Here is a 22,450-nt window from a genome sequence, read left to right as displayed (position 1 = left end):
CTATGCGCTAAAGGGATCGGGGGAGTCGTACAGATCGAGACGCCCCATGACGTTGATCGACAAGGTGGATTCCAGTTCGGTGAAGGACAGTACCGGAACGTGGTGAAATTCGTCCTGCAATAGCGTGCGCAGCGGGCTACGTAAATCCTGCGCCACCAGCACCAGACTGCGATGCGACGAAAACGGCGGAAACGCCTGTCGCAACTGGCCAATCAGCGTGGCGGCATAGTCCTGCGTCAGAGCGAAGAAGGTTTCGTTCTGCGTCTGGCGCAGCGCATCGCGCAGCAGCTCTTCGCTTTCTGGCGTCAGCAGCCAGACGGCAAGGCTGTTTTCGTTGCTGTACTGGTGGCAGATCTGCGATTTGAGTGCCAGACGCACGTAGTCGGTCAGCGCTAGCGTGTCCCGTTCGTGCTGGCCGACTTCAATCAGCGCCTCGGCGATGGGGCGCACCGAGCGCAGAGGCACACGTTCGGAAGCCAGCCGTTGTAGCACGCTGGCAAAACGCGAGAGCGGCATGATGCGCTGAAGCTCCTGCGCCAATTCCGGCTGTTCGCTCTCCAGCCAGGCCAGAATGGATTTGGTTTCCTGCAAACCAATAAATTGTGAACCAGTGCGGTGAATGGCCTGTTCCATACGTGCCAGAATCAGCTCATCCGCCGTCCAGCGCGGCACACCGTCGGGCTGCTGCGAGACATGTGTCAGCGGCAACCAGAGCCACTGATTTTCATCTCGCAGCATGGTGCCGGGGGTAGCGAGGGCGGCATCGGTCGGTTCGACGGCACTGCTGGCAATGGCCAACCGGTCAGTGGCAAACGTGGCTTTAACGTAGGGAATCTCATAAACGCAAAACTGAAATTCATCCTCCGCTACCCGATCGCTGAATTCGATATCAAAGGACGGCAGCGTAAAGCCAAAACGATAGACCAGCTTGTTACGCAGGCGGCGGATATTTTGTACCAGCGCCGCCGCCGTTGGCTGCCCTTGCCAGACCGGATGAAACAGCAGCAAATAGGCGCGGGTTGGGTTGAAGCGCCGCAGATCCTGATAGCCGTTTTGTTCAGCGGGCATATTGTCCGCTTCCAACTGGTTGGCATCGAGCTGGCCCTGCTGCTTGATGCGCCAGAGCTGGAACAGACCGCTGCCAAGCGATGCCAGACTGATGGTGACAAACACCAGCGTCGGCATCCCCGGCAGCAGCGCAAAGCCAAACATGCCGATGGAGGAGATGATCCACGCTTTGGGCTGGCTGGTGAGCTGTTCGGCAATTTCGCGACCAATATTGGCATCGACCTTTTGCCCATCTGCTGAGACGCGGGTGATGATCATCCCGGCAGTCAGTGAGATCAGCAGTGCTGGGATCTGGGCAATCAGCCCGTCGCCAATGGTTAACACCGAGTAGACGTGCATGGCATCGGACGCGGCCATGTTGTGCTGCAACACGCCGATGGCAAAACCGCCGATCATGTTGATGAACACGATCACCAGCGACGCAATGGCATCGCCTTTAACGAACTTCATCGCACCGTCCATCGCCCCGAATAGCTGGCTTTCTTTTGCCAGATTTTCTCGCCGCTGCCGTGCCTGATGGGCTTCGATTAATCCGGCACGCAGATCGCTGTCGATGGACATTTGTTTACCGGGCATCGCATCCAGAGTGAAGCGCGCCGCCACCTCGGCCACGCGCTCGGAGCCTTTGGTGATCACCAGAAAGTTCACCACCGTCAGAATTAGGAAAATCACCAGACCGACCGCCAGATTCCCGCCCACCACATAGTTACCGAAGGCTTCGACGATATGGCCGCCGTCCTGCTGGAGCAGAATCTGGCGCGTGGTGGAAATAGAGATCGCCAGCCGAAACATGGTGGTCAGCAGCAGCACTGCCGGGAACGTCGAGAAAGCCAGCGGCTTGGGCAGATACATTGCCAGCACGATCAGCAGGGAAGAGACGCAGATATTGAGCGCAATCAGCACATCGATCAGCCCGGTGGGCAGCGGGATGATCATCATGAAGACGATGGACATCACGATGACCGCGCCAACGACCTCCGAGCGCTGCATCGCGCTCAGCGCAATGCGGTTCAGCCAGATAATCAACAGATTCATGGCTGTCCCTTATCGGAGTCGCGTGCATCCTGTTTTTGCCGCGATGCGGTATCACGCTGCGTCAGTTCATCATGCTGAGTACTTTTGGCCTGTTGCTTTTCATATTGAGCGATATCGCCAATCATGCCGCGTATCAGTTGGATCGCCGTTTGTCGGTTTTTACTGTCTCGCCACAGCGGATGCGGCAGATCGCTGACGAGCGGCAGCAGGGCGCTGAAAAACATCGCCTGATGTTGCATTTGGGTACCGGCTACTTCCCGTCCGAGATTGTGCAGGTCGCGGGCATAGGCTCCGTTGGCGCTGAGGCCTATCAGGCGGCGGGTGAGCTCCACGGCACCGAGCGTAAAGGCGGGCACTTTATTCGCTAGCCGAGTGAGCAGCGTCTGGCTCGATGACAGCGTATGGCTCAGGTGGCGGGAATCGTTGAGGTTGCTCAGCATTTTGCTGAGCACGGCTTTCGAAATAGACGGCGTTAGCGAGGCAATATCCGCCGCCAGCGCCCGCTGCAACGTGCGCAGCCCAATGGAAAAAGTCGCGGCGTCAAAGCGCTCCAGCAGAGAATCCAGCAGCGCGCTGGCCGATTGCTGATGCACGATTTTTTGGTAGTACAGCTCGCGCATCGCCTGTTTTTGTTCCGGCTGAGTGCTGAATAGCGCGATGGCCGTTGCCGTATTCAGACCAGCTCGAACTTCTGGACCTTTCTCCTGATGCAGTTGCTGTAGCGCACTTTCGGCCGCCGCTGTCAGCTCGGGCTGTTGAGACTGCTGCTGGATGTGGCGCAATAGGATATCGCCGCGCGCCGGATCGTTGCCTGCGGCTTCCAACACCGCCTCAAGCGACGGCGAATCCTGTCGCGTCAGCAGATCGCGCAGGCGGCTCAGCTGCTGGTCGAGCGTGCTTTGTGACGGATTTTCCAACATCCTGAACAGTTCCGTCAGTTTCTCAATCCGTTCGACATTCGCAGCAGCGCGTGCGTCCGGCTGCTGGGCGATGTGGCGCCGATTCAGCGATTTACTTCTTCGCTCAGCTTGCTCGCCAAATGCCATCGCCACCTCTTCCATTGAGGTGGATAACGGCGAGCCGGGGGCGGCGTGGTGAGAACTCGTCTGCTGCACCGCGGTTTGTGGCACGGGATCGTCATCCACCACGACGGGACGCGGCAGGGCGCTGCTGGCGGGAAGGACAGTCGGCATTTTGATCATGATGTCATCCTGAATAAGTCGGCTACGTGTCGTGGTATGAACGTGCAGCGGTATGAATGTATTGCTGTGTGGACGCAGAAAAGGATGGGTTCCCTGACGTGAAGTGATTGAAGCAGGCTGAATTTGATGGCGGATTGGCGTAAATGTCGTTTTACTGATTGCAATAACTTGCAATTCCGAGCTGTGGGCGCTGGCAAAAAATGGCACGATAAAAGATAAGTTAAATAATAAATTATTAAAAATCAGTGTGATATAAAATTTTTAGGGCTGGCACAAGGCTTGCTCTTCCGTTTTTGCCAATAGGGCATAACAACGGAGAGTCAGCAAATGGAAATGTCTACCAACCACATCGAACAGACCCCTTCGCTTTACCCAGCGTTATCTGTCGATTGGGAACAGGTGTTTCGTCAACACGGAAAGAAATTGCATAACTTTATCCGCAAGCGCGTCAGCAACCATGATGACGTTGAGGATTTACAGCAAATGACCTATCTGGAAGTGCTCAAACATCAGGATAAATTTGCGGGAGCGTCACGGCCGGAGACGTGGGTGTTCGGCATTGCCCTCAACCTGGTGCGCAATTATTTCAAGCAGGCACGCCAGCGCGCTCAGGAAATGGGCGATGAGATGCTGGAACATATCGCGATAGAACTCGATCCTGGCGCGATTACCGAAAGTCAGCGGGCATTGAAACGCGCGATGGATGCCATCGTCTCACTGCCTGAGGATACCCGTCAGATGCTGATGCAATTGCTGGATACCGATGCCAGCTATCAAGATCTCGCGTTGCAGTTGGAGATCCCGATCGGTACGGTGCGGTCACGGTTGTCTCGTGCCCGAAGTGTGATCCGTCAGGCTGTTGAATCCTGACGGTATTGCACGGGACGAAAGGACGTGCCTGCACCTGCCGTTTTTCACTGACTGATGGGGTGACCGCTTGATTTAATAATGGCGGTTACCGCTCAGTTTGTGGTCACACGCCGTGATATCAGGCCGCATTTATGCCGTTGCAGGGTTCCCTGTCCATCTTCTGGAATGTTGAGACGCCGTATTGCGCTACCTGCACGGCGGGGCTGCATAACAGTCTTACTTTAAATAAGGAGATGGCAATGATGTTCACCCAACCTTTTCGTTCCGATAGTAAAACCAGAGCCCCTCAGTTGGAACTGGTGGATTTTGCATTTGGCCGTATCAAGGACGCGATCTATATCGTCAACGAAGATCAGCGTTTTTGTTACGTCAATGAGGCCGCCAGCCAGACGCTGGGCTACAGCATTACGGAATTCATGCATTTGAGCGTTGCCGATATCGACCCGCAATGGGCCGCCGAGCATAACTCACCCGACTGGTTGCAGGCGTGTGAATCGGGCGTGGGTACCACGTTTGAAACACGACACCTCACCCGCCACGGCATGACCATTCCCGTTGAAGTCAATCTCACGCATTTTCAACACAGAGGACGTAGCTACAACATGTGTGTCGTCAGAGATATCAGGGAACGTAAACATATTGAACAGTTGGCCTACGCGCGAGAACAGGAATTTCGCGCGCTGGTTGAGAACACGCCGGATTTGATTATCCGCTTTGATCCCAACCTGAATTGCCTGTACGCCAACCCCGCCAGTCTGAAACACCTGGATTTCACCATAGAGCAACTTCGGGGCCGTATGATTACGGAATTGATGCCCGGCGTGGGCTGCGCGATCCGCATAGAACAACTGGTGCAGCAGGTTGTGGATACCCGCAGCAGTGCGGAAGGCGAAGTCATGGAAGCGCTGGGGAGAGGTGAGCAGCTGCATCACCATATTCACCATATTCGCTGCGTGCCTGAATTCGATCAGCACGGCGCGCTGGTGTCCATTCTGACCGTCGGACGGGACATTACAGCGATTCGCTATGCGGAGAAAAAACTGGCCGATTCGCATATGCAATTGCGTTTACTGGCGCGCCAGCGTGAGATTTCACGCGAGGAAGAACGCAAGCATATTGCACAGGAAATTCATGATGAATTGGGGCAACACCTGACCACGATCCGCATGAGCCTGTCGCTAATGCGCATGTGTTTTGCCAAGGAAAATCCAGAGATGCAGGCGCATTTGCAAAAGCTAATGCAGTTGGCGGACCAAACGATCCAGGTGGTGCGTAACGTTTCGACTCGGCTCAGGCCGAACGTATTGAATATGGGGCTGACGCCTGCGCTGGAATGGCTGTGCGACGAATTTAACCGGCATTACAGCGCCACCTGTCTGCTACGAACGTCGGGAGAACCGCTGGCGCTCAATGACGAGAGCGCCACGGCGGCCTTTCGCGTCGTGCAGGAGTCATTGACTAACGTGGCGCGCTACGCTGCCGCCACACAGGTAATTATTACGCTGGATAACCAGCATGACTGCATTGTGCTGTGCATCAAGGACAACGGCAAAGGTTTTGATTCTCACGCTAAAAATAAAAATGCCTTTGGACTCATGAGCATGAAAGAACGTGGACGGATGCTGGGAGGCGAAGTGGTTATTGAAAGTGCGATCGGCGAAGGCACGTCGGTGCAGTTAACGTTTCCTAAAAATGGCTACACCCGTTAACCGCGGGATAAGAATAACAAAAGGAAGAGATGAGCGATGGGTAAACCAATACGTTTAATGATCGCAGACGATCACGTCATCATGCGGGAAGGGCTCAAGCAGATCTTTGCGTTGGATGACTCGCTGAGCGTTGTCGCTGAAGCTGGAAATGGCGCACAGGTACTAGCGCAGTTGCGTAGCGTGAAGCCCGATTTGTTGCTGCTGGATATGTCGATGCCCGGAATCAGCGGTGAAGCGTTGATTTCACGCGTGGTGGCGCAATATCCACGGCTGCCGATTCTGGTGCTCAGCATGTATAGCGAGGCGCAAATTGCGCAGCATGCGCTGAAAAGCGGTGCCAGAGGTTACATCACTAAAGATAAAGACCCGGAGGCGCTGCTTGCAGCCATTCGGCGTGTCGCACAGGGGGCGCGCTACATTGACCACACGATTGCCGAGCAGTTGGTGTTTTCCAACTACACGGAGGGCGGCAGAGCCGAGCACGATGTGCTGACTGCCAGAGAGCACCAAATCATGATTATGTTTGCACAGGGGATGGGCATCAATGCCATCGCCAATGAGTTGGCCATCAGCAATAAAACGGTCAGCACTCACAAGGCGCGTCTGATGGAAAAAATGCAGTTCAGCACCAATGTGGAGATTGTTAAATACGTCGTGAGCAAGAAGCTCATTCCCTAGTGATGGGAACCCGACGTGGTAAAAGATAACAAATCAAAGGGATTCAACAGTCGGTGAATCCCTTTATTGTGGGCTTACGCTTTTCTTACGGTATCTTTTCGTTTTCCTGCGTGTAATGTAAAAGAGTAATCGACTGTTTTTTTTTGCTATTACTCCCTTTTTGTAGGCCTTTCCTTACAAATTCCTCTGGAATTCCTACCTGATGTTCAGCGATGCCTGATGGTTTCATTGTGCAATGACGGTAATGCTTGTCATCGTTCCCTCGGTAAGGCACCCGTGTGCGTTATGCGGAGAAAAGCCACGGGGGCGAGGTGGTACGCCAACATTATGGAAAGCAATTAGTTAGCCCGTTTGGGCTCCAGGAGTCGTCAATGAATAATCATTACCATCAGGACAGACAGGGCTATTCATCATTAGCGCATTCGTCATCAGAAAAAGCACCGTCATCAGTAAACGCTTTCCCGTCATTATCGGGACATTCCACACACACCGCTGATGATATTCACTCATCGCTCTCGCCCATCATTAATGTTATTGCCCCCCTCAATGTCGACATCGTGCTGGAAGGTGAAACCGGTACGGGTAAAGACACGTTGGCGAATCGCATACATCAACTTTCTCGATGCAGTGGTCCGCTGGTGGCAGTGAACTGTGCCGCCGTACCGGAAAATCTGGCCGAGAGCGAATTGTTTGGCGTGGTTTCGGGCGCTTATACCGGTGCGAATCGCTCTCGTGCCGGTTATCTGGAAAGTGCTGATAAGGGGATCCTGTTTCTGGATGAGATCGACAGTATGCCCATGACGCTGCAAGCCAAGATGCTGCGCGTGTTGGAAAGCCGTGGCGTAAAACGGCTGGGAAGCACCCAGTTCACGCCCGTGGACATGCGTGTGATTGTGGCGACACAAACGCCGCTGCTGCAACTGGTGGAAAAAGGGCTGTTTCGCCGCGATCTCTATTTCCGTCTGGATACGGTAAAGATTCAATTGCCGACGCTGCGTTCTCGCAGCGATCTCATTCTGCCGCTGTTTCAGCGTTTTAGTCAGGAAGCGGCGGTACGCCTGAGAATGACGCTGCCACCAATGACGGCGGAAATTTATGAACAGCTACTGACCCACAGCTGGCCGGGCAATATTCGCGAGCTGAAAGCGGCGGCGGATCGCTGGGCGTTGGGGCTGTCGCCTTTGGCTGAAATTCAGCCGCTATTACACCCGCGTCCCTTGCAGTTAAAAGATCGGTTAAAGCGGATTGAAAAATTTCTGATTCAGGATGCGCTGCGCCGCCACGACCACTGCATTGACGATGTGATTGTGGAATTGGGGATCCCCAAGCGGACGCTCTATCACCGCCTGAAAGTGCTGAATGTGACAGTACGAGAAATGTGCGCAGGAGGAGTGGAAGCCTGTCAGGCATGAGAGCCGAAGACGGCAGGCCTGTTTTGTGGAGTGACCTGCCTTCAGGTTACGCCGTTTCTATCGGCGGACACTGATAGTGATGGACATCCGGTAGGTCGCGCAATGGCACCGCCTTACTGAAATACCATCCTTGCATAATCGCCGACGGGCACTGTTGCAGGATGTAGGCGGCTTGCTCGCGTGTTTCTACCCCTTCAATGATCACCGGAACGTCCAGCTTTTTGATCAAGGTGAATAGCAGATCGGCCATCGCGGCATTCACCGTGTCCGTGCCGATAGCATCGACGAAAATTTTGTCGATCTTGATCATATCGAACGGTAAGTGGCTCAGGTAGTCGAGATTGGAATAGCCTGTGCCGAAATCATCAAGGGCGACCTTATAACCTGAACGGCGTAAGGCCTCAAGACCGTTAGCCAGCGTCTTATGAGACGTGCTCGATCGTTCCGTCAGCTCCAGCATGATGCGTGTTTTATCGATCGCCAACTCGTCACACATTTGCTGTAGGAAACGAAGATAATCGCGGGAAACAATATCGGATACGGACAGGTTAATACTCAGAAGAAAAGGCGTTTCCTGCGTGAGGTACGGCTGCATATCGTGCAGAGCCTGGCGCGTAATAATGCGGGTTAGCTCGGCGGAGTACCCCATTTTTTCTGCGATGCCGATGAAAAACTCTGGCGAGACGTTATCGCCACGCTCGTTTTTCCAACGCGCCAATGCCTCTACGCCAATAATCGCACGCTGTGGCAGGCTGATCAGCGGCTGATAATGTACCTGAAATCGCTGGTGTTTGATCGCGCGTTTTAGCTGTGATGGCAGAGCATGGTGCCGATCGTAGTAGAGCTGATAGGACAGCGTAAAACTGGCACCAATGAGCGCACCGATAAAAAACAGGGCGGTGATGATATACCACGGACGAGACAGAATACCTGCGGAGTTCAACTGAGCCAGTACACAGATATCCCGGTTCTGCGCGCAGAAAAACGTCTGGCGTTTTCCCATCGTTAGCCATGAATTATTCAGGTGCTGTGTCTGCTGGAATGCCGTGAGGTCGATATTACCGAAGGTTTGGTAAACATGGCTCAAATTGCGCGTGAGCAGCATTGCGTTATGTTCGGCTGGCGGTTGAGTAAAACGGCGAAATGCAGCGGCTGCGGTGATGGTGACAACGCCGTTGAGGCTTGCCATATCGGCGGTAATACGTGGATCAATCACATCTTTCATTGCGGTCCACAGCTGTACGCCTTCGGGGGTCGTAAGGTTTGGCTGTAGCAGATAAATCGGTGGGTTGAGCATACCCCAGCCCGCAGAACAGATGAGATAGTTATCTTTAATACGTCCGATGTCACGCAGGTAAACGGAGTAAAAGGAGATCAGGCGTAATTCTTTCAGGTCGGCAGTAGAGCAAGGGACGTTATTTAACGTCAACACGCGGTTGATGGTTTCCCGGCCTTCACTCGCGACAGCAATTCCCTGATCGAGCACTTCCTGACTGTAGCGCTGCAACTGTGTTTGTTCCTGTCTGGCTACAATTCCTTGCCCAATAAACAGTGCCAGCAATGCGCTGGCAAATGAAATCAAAACAAGTCTGAACCACAATCCGGTGTTGGTAGTTAAGTTGGGCATAGCAACCATTTGGCAGCGTGACGGGAATAGTACGGCATGGGTTCAGGTATTGCATCCTTGCCAGTTGCACAGAATAAAAACGTTCCTGAAAATCAGAAATAACGCACGGCCTTTCGGTAAGGTAATAACGTTTTTTATTATTTTAAAAGAAATCTATGATAACGAACGGCCGGAAACACAGATAAAACTAGGCTAGTTCTTCCTCTCGAATGGCATTACAGAAAGAATTTGCTTTCAGTTGGAACTCACTGACCCGCTTTCCCACTTAATGAATGAACAAGATGACTGTATGTACAGCATGACAGTTCACTACCGTAAATATTCATTATATTGGGAGATATATCATGGCTTTAGGACTTTCTCAGGTTGCATCTCAGACGGCTTCTCAGACTCTGGATACCGCGATGGCCGGTTCTCTGACTCGTGCTGCCGGCGCTCAGGCAGAAAAAATTGCGCTGGATACAGAAAACTCCATTCTGGATGGTCAGATGGATTCCGCGTCCAAATCACTGAACTCCGGGCAGAAAGCAGCGAAAGCCATCCAGTTCTGATCGTGATGCAACGAGCCGGAGCCTTGCTCCGGCTTTATTTTTTTATCCCGTCCGCGATGGAATTCACACCATGAAAATCAACCACGCTACTACGCTGTCCCAGCCGGGGGATGCTCCGCTGGCGGACAACGGTACGTCTTTTTCCTCTTCCGCTACCGATCAGGATGTTTCCTGGTTTAGCGCGGCGCTGTCGTCGCCACCGATGACGGCAGAAAGCGGCAACAGCCAATGGCTGGGTGCGCTGGCGGAAAAATCTCAGGGACTGAACGGCGTTTTTAAATCCGCCGAACGCGATGTGAGCCAGTCGATGCGTTCCAATAATCCAAAGGATGTGCTGGATGCGACCCGAACGCTGTCGTCGTTCTATCTCGAAAGTTTACTGAGCGCCAAACTGGTGGCGAAAAGTGTACAAAGTCTGGAAAAACTCACCAATTTACAGTAGCGGCCTATGAAAATCGATAAGCGAGTGTTTCTTCTGCTGGTCGGGCTATTGGCTGGCTGTGGCGAGCCGATTGAGTTGAATCGCGGGCTGTCGGAGAACGATGCCAACGAAGCGATTTCGATGCTTGGCCGCTATCAGATCGGCGCGGAGAAACGGGTGGACAAAACCGGCGTTACGCTGGTGATCGATGCAAAAAACATGGAACGTGCCGTCAATATTCTCAATGCGGCGGGTTTACCGAAGCAATCGCGTACCAATTTGGGTGAGGTCTTTCAGAAAAGCGGCGTGATCTCAACGCCGCTGGAAGAGCGCGCCCGCTATATCTACGCCCTGTCGCAGGAAGTGGAGGCGACGCTGGCGCAGATCGACGGCGTGCTGGTGGCGCGGGTGCATGTGGTGCTACCTGAACGTATTGCCCCCGGCGAGCCAGTTCAGCCAGCTTCGGCGGCGGTGTTTATCAAATATCGTGCCGAACTGGAGCCTGATGGGATGGAGCAACGAATCCGTCGTATGGTTGCCAGCAGCATCCCCGGCCTGTCTGGCAAGGATGATAAAGAACTGGCGATCGTCTTTGTTCCGGCGGAACCGTATCAGGACACGATTCCCGTCGTCACGCTGGGGCCGTTTACGCTCACGCCGGATGAGATGCGGCGCTGGCAGTGGAGCGCCGGGCTGTTCGGTCTGCTACTGGCCGGGCTATTAGGCTGGCGCGTGGGTACGCCTTACCTGCGGCAGTGGCAGCAGAAAAAAGCGGGGGCGTCGTCGTCACAATGACCACACAAGCGCAAAAACAGGGGCGTGAATCGGGCGACATCACACCGCTTGCCTGGCTGATCTGGTGGGCAGAAGACTGCCTGTTACAGGCCGATCCCAGTTGGTGGGACGGGAAGGTGAGGTTGCCTGATTCGCCGCAGCGTCGAGACTGGCTGCATGTGAATGCTGTGCAACTTCATCGCCATTTTTCTCTGTCGCCAGTGCTGCCGCCGGATCCGCTTGCCTCACTGATACAAATGGGGGCGCTGGATACGGTGCAGCGAGAAAGGGTATTGCGTTTGATGTTACGGGTGTGTCAGCCCGTACCTCACCTGGAACGCTCGGATGCTGAGGGCATATGGTGCGCGCGACTGGCAAAGGCGCTGCGGCCGGGCTTATGGTTACCGTCAACAATCACCTTTTCATCTTCATCGCCATCCACTCGCTATCAGGATGTGCTGATGTTGCTGCGTATTCGTTACGGTGAAACGTGCTGGCCGCGTCTGCGGCTGCTTTTCCCCCGTGAGTGGGGCACCGATTGCCAAACTCCGATGATGCCATTACCCGCAGCCCGGCTACATGCACTGTGCGATGCCCTGATCTGGAAGACGTCTGTACCGGCCTAGCTTTCTTATCCCATTTCATTTAGCAAAGAAGGAGGACGTAATGCTGACAACGAAGACGTTTATGACATTACCCGGCGCGAGTCGGGATGAAACGGTGATTATTCCGGCGGAGCGCATCGCAGCGCATCGGCGCAGTCGGACACTCTGGGAAGAGGCTAATGTGCAGGCCGAGACGATTGTGGCGCAGGCGCATGACCGTGCCCGAATGCTCTGTGAGCAGGCGGTAGAACACGCAGAAGCGGAATTCTGGCAGCAGGCAAACGCGCTATTACAGGGCGTTCAGCAAGAACGGATGGAGCTGGAGAAAATGATGATTACGCAAGCCGGACAGCTGCTGCGCGATGCGTTGGCGCAGTTGCTGGATAAAACGCCTGCACCGTCGCGTCATCACGCTTTATTACGACAACTGCTGAAGCAACAGCAGGGAGAAAGCCGGGGAACGCTGTACTGCCATCCCGCCCAGTTGGCCGATGTGCAGCACTGGCTGGATGCCCATGCGCATCTGGAGTGGCGTCTCGCCAGCGATGAGGCGCTGGATAGCGATGCCATGAAACTGATTACGGCGCATGGCGTGATGTCGCTGAGCTGGCGACAAGCGACGGCGCAGCTCATTCCGCCTGAATATTATCCCACCGCGATGTGAAATCACGGCTCGCCGATGGGAACTGCACGCCCGGGTTAACCACTCACTATTGAGTCAATGACGAGAACGTTTAGGTTAACGGCCAAAACGTCAGGTCAACGACCCAAACCGTTTGTGAGGAAAATACCTTATGAGGAGAACGTGCTATGTCCCTTAACCCCATTCAGCGTCGCCTTGACGCGCACCTGGTCGATTCGCAGAAGCAACTTGATGATATTGCGCTGAATGTTGCCGAAGGCGGAGCCAGTCAGGCTGACAGTTACGCCTTTTTTGAAGCCAGCATGGATTATTCCAATGCCAGTTGGGCTGTCGGGCAACTGTTGAGCGTTAAACACGGCTTGGCAAAGGCCATCATCAATGACTTCAACTGAGTTGGCCGCGATGCTGGAGCGTTGGCTAAACGGCGGGACGCCGACGCTGCACTTGGACATTGATGGTGGCGCGGTAGCGATGGTGCGGCAGTCATCGGGGGTGGCGTGCCGCGCGGCCATTCCGCTGCGCACGTTGCCGGATGAGCCGATGCTGGCGCGTGCATTACAACTGGCTGACGCCGCCCACGCCCAGTTTCAGGATGACACCGCCATACTGTCACTCTCACCGCAGGATGAACAGTTCTGGCTCTGGATGCGACCTGATGCCGATGACGTCATGCAACTGTGCCGCAGCCTGGAAACCTTACTGAATCAACGGGACGTCTGGCTGAGCCTGCTCACACCGCGTGTGAAAGCGCCCGTTCCCGCTCCTCTGAATCTGAACACGCTGGCTTTTTTGCAAGGAGAACGACATGCGTAAGGGACTGAAGCATTATCGATCATATCGCATTTTGCTGGCGGCCTATCGCTGGTTTTGCTGGGCGGTGGTGCTGATGGGGATTATCCCCGTGAACGGGATCGTTTCGCTGGCGCACGCCGCCACGCCACCCGACTGGAATAAGGGCGCGTATGCCTATTCTGCCGAGCAAACACCGCTGTCTGCGATTTTGACGGATTTTGCCAACAGCCACGGCGTGGATTTGGTGCTGGGCAATATTGCAGACAATGAGGTTACGGCGAAAATTCGGGCGGATAACCCCGCGCTGTTTCTCGACAGGCTGTCGCTGGAGCACCGTTTTCAGTGGTTTGTGTATAACAATGCGCTCTATGTCAGCCCGCAGGATGAACAGGCGTCGGTTCGGCTGGAGATTTCCCCAGACGCCGCGCCCGATATCAAACAGGCGCTCAGCGGTATCGGGTTGCTCGATGCGCGCTTCGGCTGGGGTGAATTGCCAGAAGAGGGCGTAGTGCTGGTCACCGGCCCGCAGGCGTATATCGATCTGATTCGTAATTTCAGCCAGCAGCGGGAAAAGCAGGACGAACGGCGCAAGGTCATGATTTTTCCGTTGCGCTATGCCTCGGTATCCGACCGGACACTGCAATATCGCGACCAAAAAGTCACCATTCCCGGCGTTGCGACCATTCTTAATGAATTGATGGATGGTCAACGCGCAGCACCGGCGGGCGCTTCCGGCCCGATGCCCGTGCAGCCGGATACCGGCATGGAAGCGATGCGGGACAGTACGCGTTCGCTGATGACCCGGCTGGCAACGCGTAACAACCCTGGTCGTAACGGTGAGGCATCAGGCCGCATGTCGCTGAGCGGCAAGATTTCCGCCGATGTGCGTAATAACGCACTGTTGATTAGGGATGACGAAAAACGCCGCGCGGAGTATCAGCAGCTCGTCGAGCATATCGACGTACCGCAAAATCTGGTCAACATTGATGCCATTATTCTGGATGTCGACCGGACCGCCCTGTCACGGCTGGAAGCAAACTGGCAGGCACAGCTCGGCAATGTGAGCGCGGGCAGCACGATGATGATGGGGCGGAGCACCCTGTTTGTCAGCGATTTCAAACGCTTCTTCGCCGATATTCAGGCACTGGAAGGGGAAGGAACGGCCTCCATCGTTGCTAATCCTTCCGTGCTGACGCTGGAAAATCAGCCCGCGATTGTCGATTTCAGCCGGACGGCGTTCATCACGGCGACGGGTGAGCGCGTCGCGGATATTCAACCCGTGACCGCTGGCACCAGTCTGCAAGTGACGCCGCGTGTGATCGGCGAAGGCGCACAGCGCAGCATCCAACTGGTTATCGATATCGAAGATGGTCAGGTGGAAACGGGGCGTGAAGGTGAAGCATCCGGTGTGAAACGCGGCACCGTCAGCACGCAGGCGCTGATTGGCGAGAACCGTGCGCTGGTGTTGGGCGGTTTCCACGTTGAGGAGAGCGGTGACCGCGATCGTCGCATTCCGATCCTCGGGGATATCCCGTTGTTGGGGAAATTGTTTACCTCGACGCGCCATGAAGTTTCCCGTCGTGAACGCCTGTTTATCCTGACACCACATCTGGTCGGCGATCAAACCGATCCCACGCGCTATGTTTCCTCCGCTAATCGCCAGCAGCTGAATGGTGCGATGAATCGCGTCGCGCAGCGCAACGGTAAAACGGATCTCTACAGCCTAATTGAAGGTGCATTTCGCGATCTCGCCAGCCGCCAGCTTCCTGCCGGATTTCAGGCCGACAGCAAAGGTGCGCGATTAGGAGAGGTATGTCGTTCACAGTCGGGTCTGATCTACGACAGTTCGCGCTATCAGTGGTACAGCAACGGTCAGGTGCGCTTGAGTGTCGGTGTCGTGCGTAACGGCGGCACACAGCCACAGCGTTTTGATGAAGCTGCCTGTGCCAGCAGCCGCACGCTGGCGGTGGCCGTGTGGCCGAAAACCACGCTGGCACCGGGAGAGTCCAGCGAGGTTTTCCTGGCTTTACAGCCCGCGCTAACGCCCCAGCCAGCCCGACGTAATCTGCTGATATCTCAGTAGCGATCTCAATTAAAACAGGAAGTTGTCATGAATCATAAAGCACTGTCCGCTGCGCTGATAGCACTCTTGCTGAGCGCCTGCAATGCCCCGCGCCAGGTCGCCAACTGCGCCTCGGTGACCTGCCGTCCGCAGCCGGAAACGCGGCAATTAATCATCTGGTGGCAGCCCGATTTGCGTAGCGGCCCGGCGGATTACAGCAGGGTCAGCGTGGATGAGTGAGCCAGCAGCGGAATTCGACAATCAGCATGACTTTCTCACGGCGCTGGAAACGACGCCGGCCGCTTGTTGGACGGTACAGCCGGGCGTCACGCTGTGGTTTACGGCTGTGTCGGCGCGGCAGGCGACGCTCACCTTAACGCTGGCTCCTGCCCGACATTACCCCGGAATGCTGCGGCAAATTTTACAACGTCGCTTTCTGGAGGCTGACGCACTGTTTGCTATTAGCCTGAGCCTGGATGAACAGCAACATCTGCGGTTACGTCGGCCATTATCCACATTCACTGATTCAGCGATGGCAATCGACGAAACTGTGGCGTTTGGCCGGTCTGCCGACGCGCTGAACCATGAAAAAGTCATGTGTTTTCGTGCGTACGGGGGGAACTGAGCAGGCAAGAAAATCACTTAATGGGGGGAGAGTCACAATTACGCGGGTTAACCGCACATCCAGTGGCGCTTTCATAACCCATTTATTCATTGAGGAAACATTATGCTTAATTCTCTTGGTGGCGGTACTTCTCTGCAAATCACGATCAAAGCAAGCGGTAACGGCGATTTATTTCAACCTCAGTCTTCACAAAATGGCGCATCGTCGTCGCAGTCAGCACTGGGTGGTCAGCTTAGCAACATCGCAGAACAGCTGTCCGACATTATGACATCCATGATGTTCATGGGCAGCATGATGGGTGGTGGCATGGGTAGCAGCTTAGGCGGACTGAGTGGTGGTTTACTGGGACAAGGATTGGGCGGCGGGCTCGGTGGCTTGGGCAGCAGTTTAGGTGGACTCGGTGGCGGTTTGCTGGGCGGTGGCCTGGGCGGCGGTCTCGGCAGTAGCCTTGGCAGTGCGCTCGGCAGTGGTTTGGGCGGGGCGCTAGGTGCGGGTATGAATGCCATGAACCCAGCCGCGATGATGGGCAGCCTCCTGTCTAGCGCCCTGGAGGATCTGCTGGGCGGTGGTATGTCACAACAGCAAGGTGGGCTTTTCGGCAACAAACAGCCAACGTCGCCGGAAATTTCTGCGTATACCCAAGGCGTAAACGATGCGCTGTCCGCGATTTTGGGCAATGGTCTGAGCCAGACGAAAGGGCAAACGTCACCGCTGCAATTGGGCAACAACGGCCTGCAAGGCTTGAGCGGCGCGGGTGCGTTTAATCAGCTGGGCAACACACTGGGGATGAGCGTTGGGCAAAAAGCCGGTTTGCAGGAACTGAACAACATTAGCACGCACAACGACAGTCCGACGCGTTACTTCGTCGATAAAGAAGACCGTAAGATGGCGAAAGAAATTGGTCAGTTTATGGATCAATATCCTGAAGTCTTCGGTAAACCGGAATACCAGAAAGATAACTGGCAGACGGCAAAGCAGGATGACAAATCCTGGGCGAAAGCGCTGAGCAAGCCGGATGATGATGGCATGACCAAAGGCAGCATGGATAAATTCATGAAGGCGGTCGGCATGATCAAGAGCGCGGTAGCGGGCGATACCGGCAATACCAACCTGCACGCTCGCGGCAACGGCGGCGCGTCTCTGGGCATTGATGCGTCGATGATTGGTGACCGTATCGTTAATATGGGGCTGCAAAAGCTCTCCAGCTAAAGCGAAGAAACTACAGGGAGCAGGGCGGAAGCGCTGCTCCCTGGTTATTAATCATAATTAAATTAATTATTAATTAATTGGTTGCCCTGATTTCAGTTATTTCTCCGCATTATTGCGTTTTCACTTCGCTTGCTATCCTTTACGCGACATGAATACCCCTTATCAGTAATAAGTAGATCACCTTCTAGTCTGAACTAGGGGGAAAAAGGTACGCTTTATTTTCTTATTCATGAAGTCACCTGTTTTGTGTTGAGGTAAGAATATCCCCCCAATTCAGGTGGCCAAATTTACTGTGTCACTTCAACGATCATTTTTGCTATACAGGTTGGCATTCTGGTGCTATCTGTACCGCCTTTTATCATGGTTGGAGTGACAGAGGGCGCTGATGGTCTGGTTCATGGGGATTTACGGCTCTACGGCGCTGGCTACGAATCCTGTTTTATCCATTATCATGCTAAGCGGTTTGTGAAGCCTGCTATGTATGTCCCCTGTATGTTGTATTTGTCCTGACCAACTGCTGTGTGGTCGAATCTGTCGCTCTTACCCGCAGCTGTGTTGTTGGGTATTGTGCTTTCGATCGTTACTGGTGCTTTTAAGAAGTATCTTCAGTACTCCATTCTGCTCTAAGTTTTTCAATGAATACAGCGTTGGGATAACGGAAGGAATTAACTCACCCCCACAGTTAATCATCAAAATAATATCAGTTGATATTACTTTGATGATATTTTTTTGGTCATAATTATTATATTTATTTGTTATTTAATTTGACATTAATTGTATTTTTTTTGTTTACTTTTGTGGTCTGTTTTTGTAGTGTCGAAATGCCCGGTGATTTTGCATGGGTATTAAATTTCATATATGAGGTAATACACTATGGATATTCAAGATCTGATTAATTCAGTGAAGGAAATGGAAATTGAAGCAACGGAAAATCAAGTTAACAAGATGGAAAGTGAAGAAGTATCCATTCTTGGGCCAATGAACATGCTTGCTTTTGATGCGTAGACAATAAGCACCCGATGTTTGGGTGCTTTTATTGTCAGCCTTAAACCACCTCCTCGGGAGGTGGTGATTGTCCCTGTGAGGCTATAGCCTGAAGGAAGCCCATGCCAGAAAATTCCAGCTTACTCACCACAAGTAAGAAGGAAATCACTGACATGAGCAGTTATAGAAGTTCAGCACATGTGTTTTGGCGTTGCAAATACCACTTGGTTTGGACCCCAAAATATCGCTACAAGATTTTAACGGGCACAGTAGGGAAAGAGCTTTACCGTTCGATTTACATACTTTGCAATATGAAAGATTGCGAGATATTGGAACTAAATGTTCAACCAGACCATGTTCATCTTGTCGTGATGGTTCCACCGAAACTCTCAATTTCAACGCTAATGGGCGTCCTGAAAGGGCGCACGGCAATTCGTCTCTACAATAAATTCCCGCATATAAGAAAGAAACTGTGGGGCAATCACTTTTGGGCTAGAGGATACTTTGCGGACACGGTGGGAGTGAACGAAGAAATTATCAGACGTTACGTGAGGCATCAGGATAAGAAAGACCAAGAATACGAACAGCAAATGGAGTTATTGCAGGATTAAAACGGACAAGGCCCCCTTCTAGGGGCCCCACTTAAAGCCACCTCTTCAAGAGGTGGATTTTTACTTATTGGAGCCTATATGTTAAGTATCCTTGGTAAGCAAGAGTTAGTTAAAAATGTCTATCTTTTATCCCAGCCATTCCTCGGGGATAAATCAGTTAAAAATACTCATGAGCTTAAACCATTCTATTTGAAATTTATTCAGAAGCACCAGCCTTATCAACCTGTTAACGTGAGCGAGAACATCATTGTTGTCGATGATGAAAAAATAAATGCGCTAAAAAATGCCTATCAACCAAGCAAGCTTGATGATCTAAATCAATTAAAAATGATAGGCGATAAGCATAGTGTTGAGAGATACAGAGAACTTTCTGAACTCATTATAAAAGGGTACAATCAACTATCCAGTAGCAATGCTGATATTAAGTTAATCTTTGCTCTGGTTATCCACACAATTTTTTTCAGGAAATCTACTAATGAATTTAATACTGCATCATTTGGTGGTTCTTCTTCAACTGCAATAGGCAGTATCTGGATTAGTGGTCATGGCGACTTGACATCTCATGATGTCGCAGAATTTTTGTTGCATGAATTGACGCACCATTTGTTATTTATTGATGAGCGGTGCCACGAGCAATTTAACTATCAGGAAATCGTTAAGCCTGAAAATTATTCAATGTCTGCTCTACTTGGGAAAAGAAGGCCATTGGATAAAGTTGTGCATAGCATTCTTGTCTCTCATGAAATTCTCAATGCGCGCAGAAATTATCTTGAATCAGATATGGTTACAATTCATCCTGCTACTGATATATTAAAGAATAATACAATGAACTCTATTGCAGAAACACTAGCAATGAAAAATTTGAATGATTTAATAACCCAAAGAACCAGAGATTTTTTATTAAAAGCTCAGAACAATCTTAGCCATGAGGTGTGATATGTTAAATTTAATTAAGTCTTTGGCAGGAAATATTGATGCTAGGTGGCGTGAGGATGACTATAGTTGTTACACTTTCGCCGATATCGCAAAATCAGAGTTAGATAAGATTGATTTAACCTCTCTCTTTTCTTTTACTAGACTAATCGACGTTTTAGACAATAGTGAAATGTCTAAAATCCAAATAGTCTCTGAATTCTCTGAGTTACACCTGAAACTTTTCGACAATTCTCGTTTTTACATTGAGGTACTTAATTGGTGGGATAATGATACCTCAATTCATGATCATGGATTTTCTGGGGTTCTGCTACAGCTTGAAGGAAGTTCTTTGAATGCGATATATTCATTTGATGAAACCGACGAAGTTAGCCATAACCTTAGTTTAGGTGACATCAAACTCACTGAGGCCTATATCAGTAAAAAAGGAGACTGCCGGGTCATCCCCTATGGCAGAAAGGAAAAACATGCTGTTCTTCACTTAGAAAAACCGACAGTCAGCTTGATAGTAAGGACTCATCCAGTCATGGAATTGTCTCCGCAGCTTAACTACTTTCCTCCTGGGTTGAGAGTTAATCACTCTGCGACTGATATTATGTTTAATAAGAAAATAAAATATTTTAGACTTTTAAATATGATCGATTCTGTTCAGTGTAGAAAGCAAATGTTGCATGAATTAAAACAGCTTTCATTAACTGAACAATTTGGTTCATTCTAAAATTGTCAAAGATGATTTATCATTCGGAAAATATAGAATTACTCAATGAATATGTTAACTTGGCAACTACGGAAGATGAAAAGAAACGAAAAGTAAAAGTAGTCTCCGCAGTAACATTGCGTAAAACATCTCAGTTTTTTATTGATGAAGTAAAACCTCTATTTGATAACAATGAGCAAAGACTTATATTGTCCTGCCTTGCTGCTTCTTACAATCAAGAAGATAGAGTTAAAATTTTTCATCAATTGGGTGTTGAAAACTCAGATGACGTAATTTATAGTATAGTAGATAATTTGCCATCGCATCTCAAACCCCGTATGTTACATGCTCTGAAGCTAACAGGGACAATCATTAAAAAATATGAATAACGTTTTCTTTAACAAGTTTTTTATAATCAGCGTTGGCTTTGTCTGCCTTCAGCAAATACTTGTTGGATTATCGACCTATTTTATTGGTCGAGCTGGAGAAAATATTAATTTAAGCTCCTTTGGGGCTTTTTTTTATACTGGGTTGTTCTTTTTTTCTATTTTTATTGCTTATTTTTTGGGTTCGGTGTCTTTATTTTATCGTGTTAAATTATCGAATTCGCTGTGGCAAAAATATTATCTATCAACTTTGGAAAGTGTTTCTCGTAATCATTCACTTTCGACGGATGAGAATAAAAAATTAACTCAACTATGGCTCAGTGGTGAAGCGCTTAGCACTTTTGATGAGGTTGGCTTTGAGTTTGTTGAGATTCTCGCCATATATTTTAACGTCATTTTCACTACTATCGCACTATTTGTCATTTTGGGCGTGGAGTTGGCTGGGGTTATTGTATTCTGCATGTTATTTTCAGTCATGCTCTTATTTCTGGCAAAAGGAAAGATAGGGGGATTGGCTGGAAATATGCAAAATGATAAAATCACGACATTGCATTTTTTGAGTAAAATATGGGATAGCATGTTCTATGGTGATCGAGAGCGTTTGGCTTCTGCACAGTCATTAACCCGAGAGAAAGCGTCTATTTATTTCAAGCGAAAAGAGTCGTACAAATTATTGGAGCAGATAATTTCCTGTACGCCTATTCTTATTTCTATTCCATTATTGGTAGGGTTTTCATATTATCAGGTTTCAGTGAATGAAGTCGCTATCGGTGCGCTGGTTGCTGTACTGCCAAGAAGTTTACAGTTGTTCCAGAACATTCATGCTGCAAGTATGAGTACAAGCCAGATTTTATTGTTGAAGAGAAAAGTTACAAAATTGTATTCCTTTTCTACAACACTCAAAGGTTATGATTATCTTGCTAACATTGATCCTGTGAAATTGTCAATTACCAATCTTTATAATGGGAATGAGATAAACGTACAGGATATCTTAGGTGACAATTTCATTGATCGTAATCCTAATGGAAGGATATTGATCATGGGGACGAATGGCGCAGGTAAATCATCGCTCATAAAATATTTGAAGAGCCAACATTCCGATGCTTTATTTTTTGGTCCTGGCATTGATATAGATGATGACACAGTGCCTGGCTCCACAGGACAAAAACAATTGTATCAACTTGAATCATTATCAGGGATACGGAACCGTATTATCCTTTTAGATGAGTGGGATGCAAATCTAGATGCTTTCAACACAAGCGAAATTGATGAGCGACTCAATATTTTGTCACTAAGTAACTTAATCATCGAAATACGCCATAAGGTACAGTGAATTAGATGAATGTCTCTCTATAATTGGGGGCAGAAAAAGAGCTATCAGAGATGAGTTGTTGGGCTTATTACGATCATGGCGTAGGGTTAGGTTTTTTCTATTTTTCAAATGCAAAAAAGATAAGGAATCTTTTTGGGCGACTGAACTATAAGGTAGATGCTTGAGCCAATTTATACATTTTAGATCTATTAGCTCTGGAAATCCTAACTCGTGTTTCTGTTAT

24 protein-coding genes and 1 pseudogene are annotated in these 22,450 nt (G+C 50.8%); 22 read left to right on the top strand and 3 right to left on the bottom strand.

The genetic code is table 11. The annotated features are described in order from the left end of the window. Both sctV and sctW read right to left on the bottom strand, forming a co-directional pair. Complete coding sequence (sctV, locus tag KKH3_RS10255) at nt 1–2,103, bottom strand: type III secretion system export apparatus subunit SctV (protein ID WP_039358962.1); 2,103 nt, start codon at nt 2,101–2,103, stop codon at nt 1–3. Then, entirely contained in the window at nt 2,100–3,305 is a 1,206-nt protein-coding gene (sctW, locus tag KKH3_RS10250; protein ID WP_039358959.1) for a type III secretion system gatekeeper subunit SctW, read from the bottom strand. The genes sctV and sctW overlap by 4 nt, the downstream gene beginning before the upstream one ends. A 327-nt stretch (nt 3,306–3,632) precedes the next feature. Between sctW and KKH3_RS10245 the strand changes: the two genes are divergently transcribed. From KKH3_RS10245 to KKH3_RS10230, 4 genes are all read left to right on the top strand, one after another. Then, entirely contained in the window at nt 3,633–4,175 is a 543-nt protein-coding gene (locus KKH3_RS10245) for an RNA polymerase sigma factor (RefSeq protein WP_039358956.1), read from the top strand. Between the two features lie 239 nt (nt 4,176–4,414). Next, complete coding sequence (locus KKH3_RS10240; RefSeq protein ID WP_039358953.1) at nt 4,415–5,884, top strand: PAS domain-containing sensor histidine kinase; 1,470 nt, start codon at nt 4,415–4,417, stop codon at nt 5,882–5,884. A gap of 36 nt (nt 5,885–5,920) precedes the next feature. After that, nucleotides 5,921–6,562: a response regulator transcription factor gene (locus KKH3_RS10235; RefSeq protein WP_039358950.1), complete on the top strand. Its 642-nt coding sequence runs from the start codon at nt 5,921–5,923 to the stop codon at nt 6,560–6,562. A gap of 371 nt (nt 6,563–6,933) precedes the next feature. Beyond that, a complete protein-coding gene (locus KKH3_RS10230) occupies nt 6,934–7,974 on the top strand; it encodes a sigma 54-interacting transcriptional regulator (RefSeq protein WP_039358947.1) in 1,041 nt (346 codons plus the stop codon). Between the two features lie 46 nt (nt 7,975–8,020). Here KKH3_RS10230 and KKH3_RS10225 read toward each other — a convergent pair whose 3' ends face one another. Then, nucleotides 8,021–9,601 carry an EAL domain-containing protein gene (locus KKH3_RS10225; protein WP_039362332.1) on the bottom strand — a complete coding sequence of 527 codons (1,581 nt, stop codon included), beginning with the start codon at nt 9,599–9,601 and terminating at the stop codon, nt 8,021–8,023. 344 nt (nt 9,602–9,945) lie between these two features. Here KKH3_RS10225 and KKH3_RS10220 point away from each other — a divergent pair, with 344 nt between their 5' ends. The 18 genes and pseudogenes from KKH3_RS10220 (at nt 9,946) to KKH3_RS10145 (ending at nt 22,227) form a co-directional block, all read left to right on the top strand. Then, nucleotides 9,946–10,152, top strand: a complete 207-nt coding sequence (locus KKH3_RS10220; protein ID WP_039358944.1) for a type III secretion system major pilin HrpA — start codon at nt 9,946–9,948, stop codon at nt 10,150–10,152. A 70-nt stretch (nt 10,153–10,222) separates the two neighbouring features. Further along, nucleotides 10,223–10,594: an EscI/YscI/HrpB family type III secretion system inner rod protein gene (locus tag KKH3_RS10215; protein WP_039358940.1), complete on the top strand. Its 372-nt coding sequence runs from the start codon at nt 10,223–10,225 to the stop codon at nt 10,592–10,594. 6 nt (nt 10,595–10,600) lie between these two features. Further along, on the top strand, nt 10,601–11,368 hold the full coding sequence (gene sctJ / locus KKH3_RS10210) for a type III secretion system inner membrane ring lipoprotein SctJ (protein ID WP_039358936.1): 768 nt from the start codon (nt 10,601–10,603) through the stop codon (nt 11,366–11,368). Then, nucleotides 11,365–11,973 carry a hypothetical protein gene (locus KKH3_RS10205; RefSeq protein ID WP_039358934.1) on the top strand — a complete coding sequence of 203 codons (609 nt, stop codon included), beginning with the start codon at nt 11,365–11,367 and terminating at the stop codon, nt 11,971–11,973. Before sctJ ends, KKH3_RS10205 begins: the two co-directional genes overlap by 4 nt. A gap of 40 nt (nt 11,974–12,013) precedes the next feature. Further along, nucleotides 12,014–12,616: a type III secretion system stator protein SctL gene (gene sctL, locus KKH3_RS10200; RefSeq protein WP_039358930.1), complete on the top strand. Its 603-nt coding sequence runs from the start codon at nt 12,014–12,016 to the stop codon at nt 12,614–12,616. Between the two features lie 146 nt (nt 12,617–12,762). Beyond that, nucleotides 12,763–12,987, top strand: coding sequence for a type III secretion protein HrpF (locus tag KKH3_RS10195; protein ID WP_015840423.1), 225 nt, complete (start codon nt 12,763–12,765; stop codon nt 12,985–12,987). Next, nucleotides 12,974–13,408, top strand: a complete 435-nt coding sequence (locus tag KKH3_RS10190; protein WP_039358926.1) for a type III secretion system chaperone — start codon at nt 12,974–12,976, stop codon at nt 13,406–13,408. The genes KKH3_RS10195 and KKH3_RS10190 overlap by 14 nt, the downstream gene beginning before the upstream one ends. Continuing rightward, nucleotides 13,401–15,470: a type III secretion system outer membrane ring subunit SctC gene (gene sctC, locus KKH3_RS10185; RefSeq protein ID WP_039358923.1), complete on the top strand. Its 2,070-nt coding sequence runs from the start codon at nt 13,401–13,403 to the stop codon at nt 15,468–15,470. The genes KKH3_RS10190 and sctC overlap by 8 nt, the downstream gene beginning before the upstream one ends. A gap of 27 nt (nt 15,471–15,497) precedes the next feature. Further along, nucleotides 15,498–15,689 carry an HrpT family type III secretion system protein gene (hrpT, locus tag KKH3_RS10180; RefSeq protein WP_039358920.1) on the top strand — a complete coding sequence of 64 codons (192 nt, stop codon included), beginning with the start codon at nt 15,498–15,500 and terminating at the stop codon, nt 15,687–15,689. After that, nucleotides 15,682–16,074 (top strand): type III secretion protein, encoded by a 393-nt coding sequence (locus KKH3_RS10175; protein ID WP_234991523.1) that lies wholly within the window; start codon nt 15,682–15,684, stop codon nt 16,072–16,074. The genes hrpT and KKH3_RS10175 overlap by 8 nt, the downstream gene beginning before the upstream one ends. Before the next feature lie 102 nt (nt 16,075–16,176). Continuing rightward, the gene (locus KKH3_RS10170) at nt 16,177–17,283 is read left to right on the top strand and encodes a harpin HrpZ family protein (protein WP_039358917.1); all 1,107 of its coding nucleotides are present in this window, start codon (nt 16,177–16,179) and stop codon (nt 17,281–17,283) included. Nucleotides 17,284–17,586: 303 nt separating this feature from the next. Next, a pseudogene (locus KKH3_RS21700) lies at nt 17,587–17,910 on the top strand (IncC plasmid conjugative DNA transfer DtrJ family protein); the annotation flags it as partial. A gap of 246 nt (nt 17,911–18,156) precedes the next feature. Further along, on the top strand, nt 18,157–18,288 hold the full coding sequence (locus KKH3_RS22500; RefSeq protein ID WP_258305550.1) for a hypothetical protein: 132 nt from the start codon (nt 18,157–18,159) through the stop codon (nt 18,286–18,288). A gap of 152 nt (nt 18,289–18,440) precedes the next feature. Then, nucleotides 18,441–18,878: an IS200/IS605 family transposase gene (gene tnpA / locus KKH3_RS10165; protein WP_039281630.1), complete on the top strand. Its 438-nt coding sequence runs from the start codon at nt 18,441–18,443 to the stop codon at nt 18,876–18,878. Between the two features lie 78 nt (nt 18,879–18,956). Next, nucleotides 18,957–19,814 carry an aKG-HExxH-type peptide beta-hydroxylase gene (locus KKH3_RS10160; protein WP_039358914.1) on the top strand — a complete coding sequence of 286 codons (858 nt, stop codon included), beginning with the start codon at nt 18,957–18,959 and terminating at the stop codon, nt 19,812–19,814. Nucleotide 19,815: 1 nt separating this feature from the next. After that, nucleotides 19,816–20,529 (top strand): cupin domain-containing protein, encoded by a 714-nt coding sequence (locus KKH3_RS10155; protein ID WP_039358911.1) that lies wholly within the window; start codon nt 19,816–19,818, stop codon nt 20,527–20,529. Between the two features lie 2 nt (nt 20,530–20,531). Further along, the gene (locus KKH3_RS10150; protein ID WP_139338647.1) at nt 20,532–20,897 is read left to right on the top strand and encodes a hypothetical protein; all 366 of its coding nucleotides are present in this window, start codon (nt 20,532–20,534) and stop codon (nt 20,895–20,897) included. Next, on the top strand, nt 20,890–22,227 hold the full coding sequence (locus KKH3_RS10145; protein WP_039358905.1) for an ATP-binding cassette domain-containing protein: 1,338 nt from the start codon (nt 20,890–20,892) through the stop codon (nt 22,225–22,227). Before KKH3_RS10150 ends, KKH3_RS10145 begins: the two co-directional genes overlap by 8 nt. The last annotated feature ends 223 nt before the right edge of the window (nt 22,228–22,450 follow it).

The sequence above is a fragment of the Pectobacterium actinidiae genome (assembly GCF_000803315.1).
GTDB classification, from domain to species: domain Bacteria; phylum Pseudomonadota; class Gammaproteobacteria; order Enterobacterales; family Enterobacteriaceae; genus Pectobacterium; species Pectobacterium actinidiae.
This window is presented reverse-complemented; position numbering and strand designations above follow the sequence as displayed.

What these genes read in the sequence shown, in the direction of transcription:
- sctV (WP_039358962.1), bottom strand. Translation starts at nt 2,103, where the DNA reads ATGAATCTGTTGATTATCTGGCTGAACCGCATTGCGCTGAGCGCGATG.
- sctW (WP_039358959.1), bottom strand. Translation starts at nt 3,305, where the DNA reads ATGATCAAAATGCCGACTGTCCTTCCCGCCAGCAGCGCCCTGCCGCGT.
- KKH3_RS10245 (WP_039358956.1), top strand. Translation starts at nt 3,633, where the DNA reads ATGGAAATGTCTACCAACCACATCGAACAGACCCCTTCGCTTTACCCA.
- KKH3_RS10240 (WP_039358953.1), top strand. Translation starts at nt 4,415, where the DNA reads ATGATGTTCACCCAACCTTTTCGTTCCGATAGTAAAACCAGAGCCCCT.
- KKH3_RS10235 (WP_039358950.1), top strand. Translation starts at nt 5,921, where the DNA reads ATGGGTAAACCAATACGTTTAATGATCGCAGACGATCACGTCATCATG.
- KKH3_RS10230 (WP_039358947.1), top strand. Translation starts at nt 6,934, where the DNA reads ATGAATAATCATTACCATCAGGACAGACAGGGCTATTCATCATTAGCG.
- KKH3_RS10225 (WP_039362332.1), bottom strand. Translation starts at nt 9,601, where the DNA reads ATGCCCAACTTAACTACCAACACCGGATTGTGGTTCAGACTTGTTTTG.
- KKH3_RS10220 (WP_039358944.1), top strand. Translation starts at nt 9,946, where the DNA reads ATGGCTTTAGGACTTTCTCAGGTTGCATCTCAGACGGCTTCTCAGACT.
- KKH3_RS10215 (WP_039358940.1), top strand. Translation starts at nt 10,223, where the DNA reads ATGAAAATCAACCACGCTACTACGCTGTCCCAGCCGGGGGATGCTCCG.
- sctJ (WP_039358936.1), top strand. Translation starts at nt 10,601, where the DNA reads ATGAAAATCGATAAGCGAGTGTTTCTTCTGCTGGTCGGGCTATTGGCT.
- KKH3_RS10205 (WP_039358934.1), top strand. Translation starts at nt 11,365, where the DNA reads ATGACCACACAAGCGCAAAAACAGGGGCGTGAATCGGGCGACATCACA.
- sctL (WP_039358930.1), top strand. Translation starts at nt 12,014, where the DNA reads ATGCTGACAACGAAGACGTTTATGACATTACCCGGCGCGAGTCGGGAT.
- KKH3_RS10195 (WP_015840423.1), top strand. Translation starts at nt 12,763, where the DNA reads ATGTCCCTTAACCCCATTCAGCGTCGCCTTGACGCGCACCTGGTCGAT.
- KKH3_RS10190 (WP_039358926.1), top strand. Translation starts at nt 12,974, where the DNA reads ATGACTTCAACTGAGTTGGCCGCGATGCTGGAGCGTTGGCTAAACGGC.
- sctC (WP_039358923.1), top strand. Translation starts at nt 13,401, where the DNA reads ATGCGTAAGGGACTGAAGCATTATCGATCATATCGCATTTTGCTGGCG.
- hrpT (WP_039358920.1), top strand. Translation starts at nt 15,498, where the DNA reads ATGAATCATAAAGCACTGTCCGCTGCGCTGATAGCACTCTTGCTGAGC.
- KKH3_RS10175 (WP_234991523.1), top strand. Translation starts at nt 15,682, where the DNA reads ATGAGTGAGCCAGCAGCGGAATTCGACAATCAGCATGACTTTCTCACG.
- KKH3_RS10170 (WP_039358917.1), top strand. Translation starts at nt 16,177, where the DNA reads ATGCTTAATTCTCTTGGTGGCGGTACTTCTCTGCAAATCACGATCAAA.
- KKH3_RS22500 (WP_258305550.1), top strand. Translation starts at nt 18,157, where the DNA reads ATGGATATTCAAGATCTGATTAATTCAGTGAAGGAAATGGAAATTGAA.
- tnpA (WP_039281630.1), top strand. Translation starts at nt 18,441, where the DNA reads ATGAGCAGTTATAGAAGTTCAGCACATGTGTTTTGGCGTTGCAAATAC.
- KKH3_RS10160 (WP_039358914.1), top strand. Translation starts at nt 18,957, where the DNA reads ATGTTAAGTATCCTTGGTAAGCAAGAGTTAGTTAAAAATGTCTATCTT.
- KKH3_RS10155 (WP_039358911.1), top strand. Translation starts at nt 19,816, where the DNA reads ATGTTAAATTTAATTAAGTCTTTGGCAGGAAATATTGATGCTAGGTGG.
- KKH3_RS10145 (WP_039358905.1), top strand. Translation starts at nt 20,890, where the DNA reads ATGAATAACGTTTTCTTTAACAAGTTTTTTATAATCAGCGTTGGCTTT.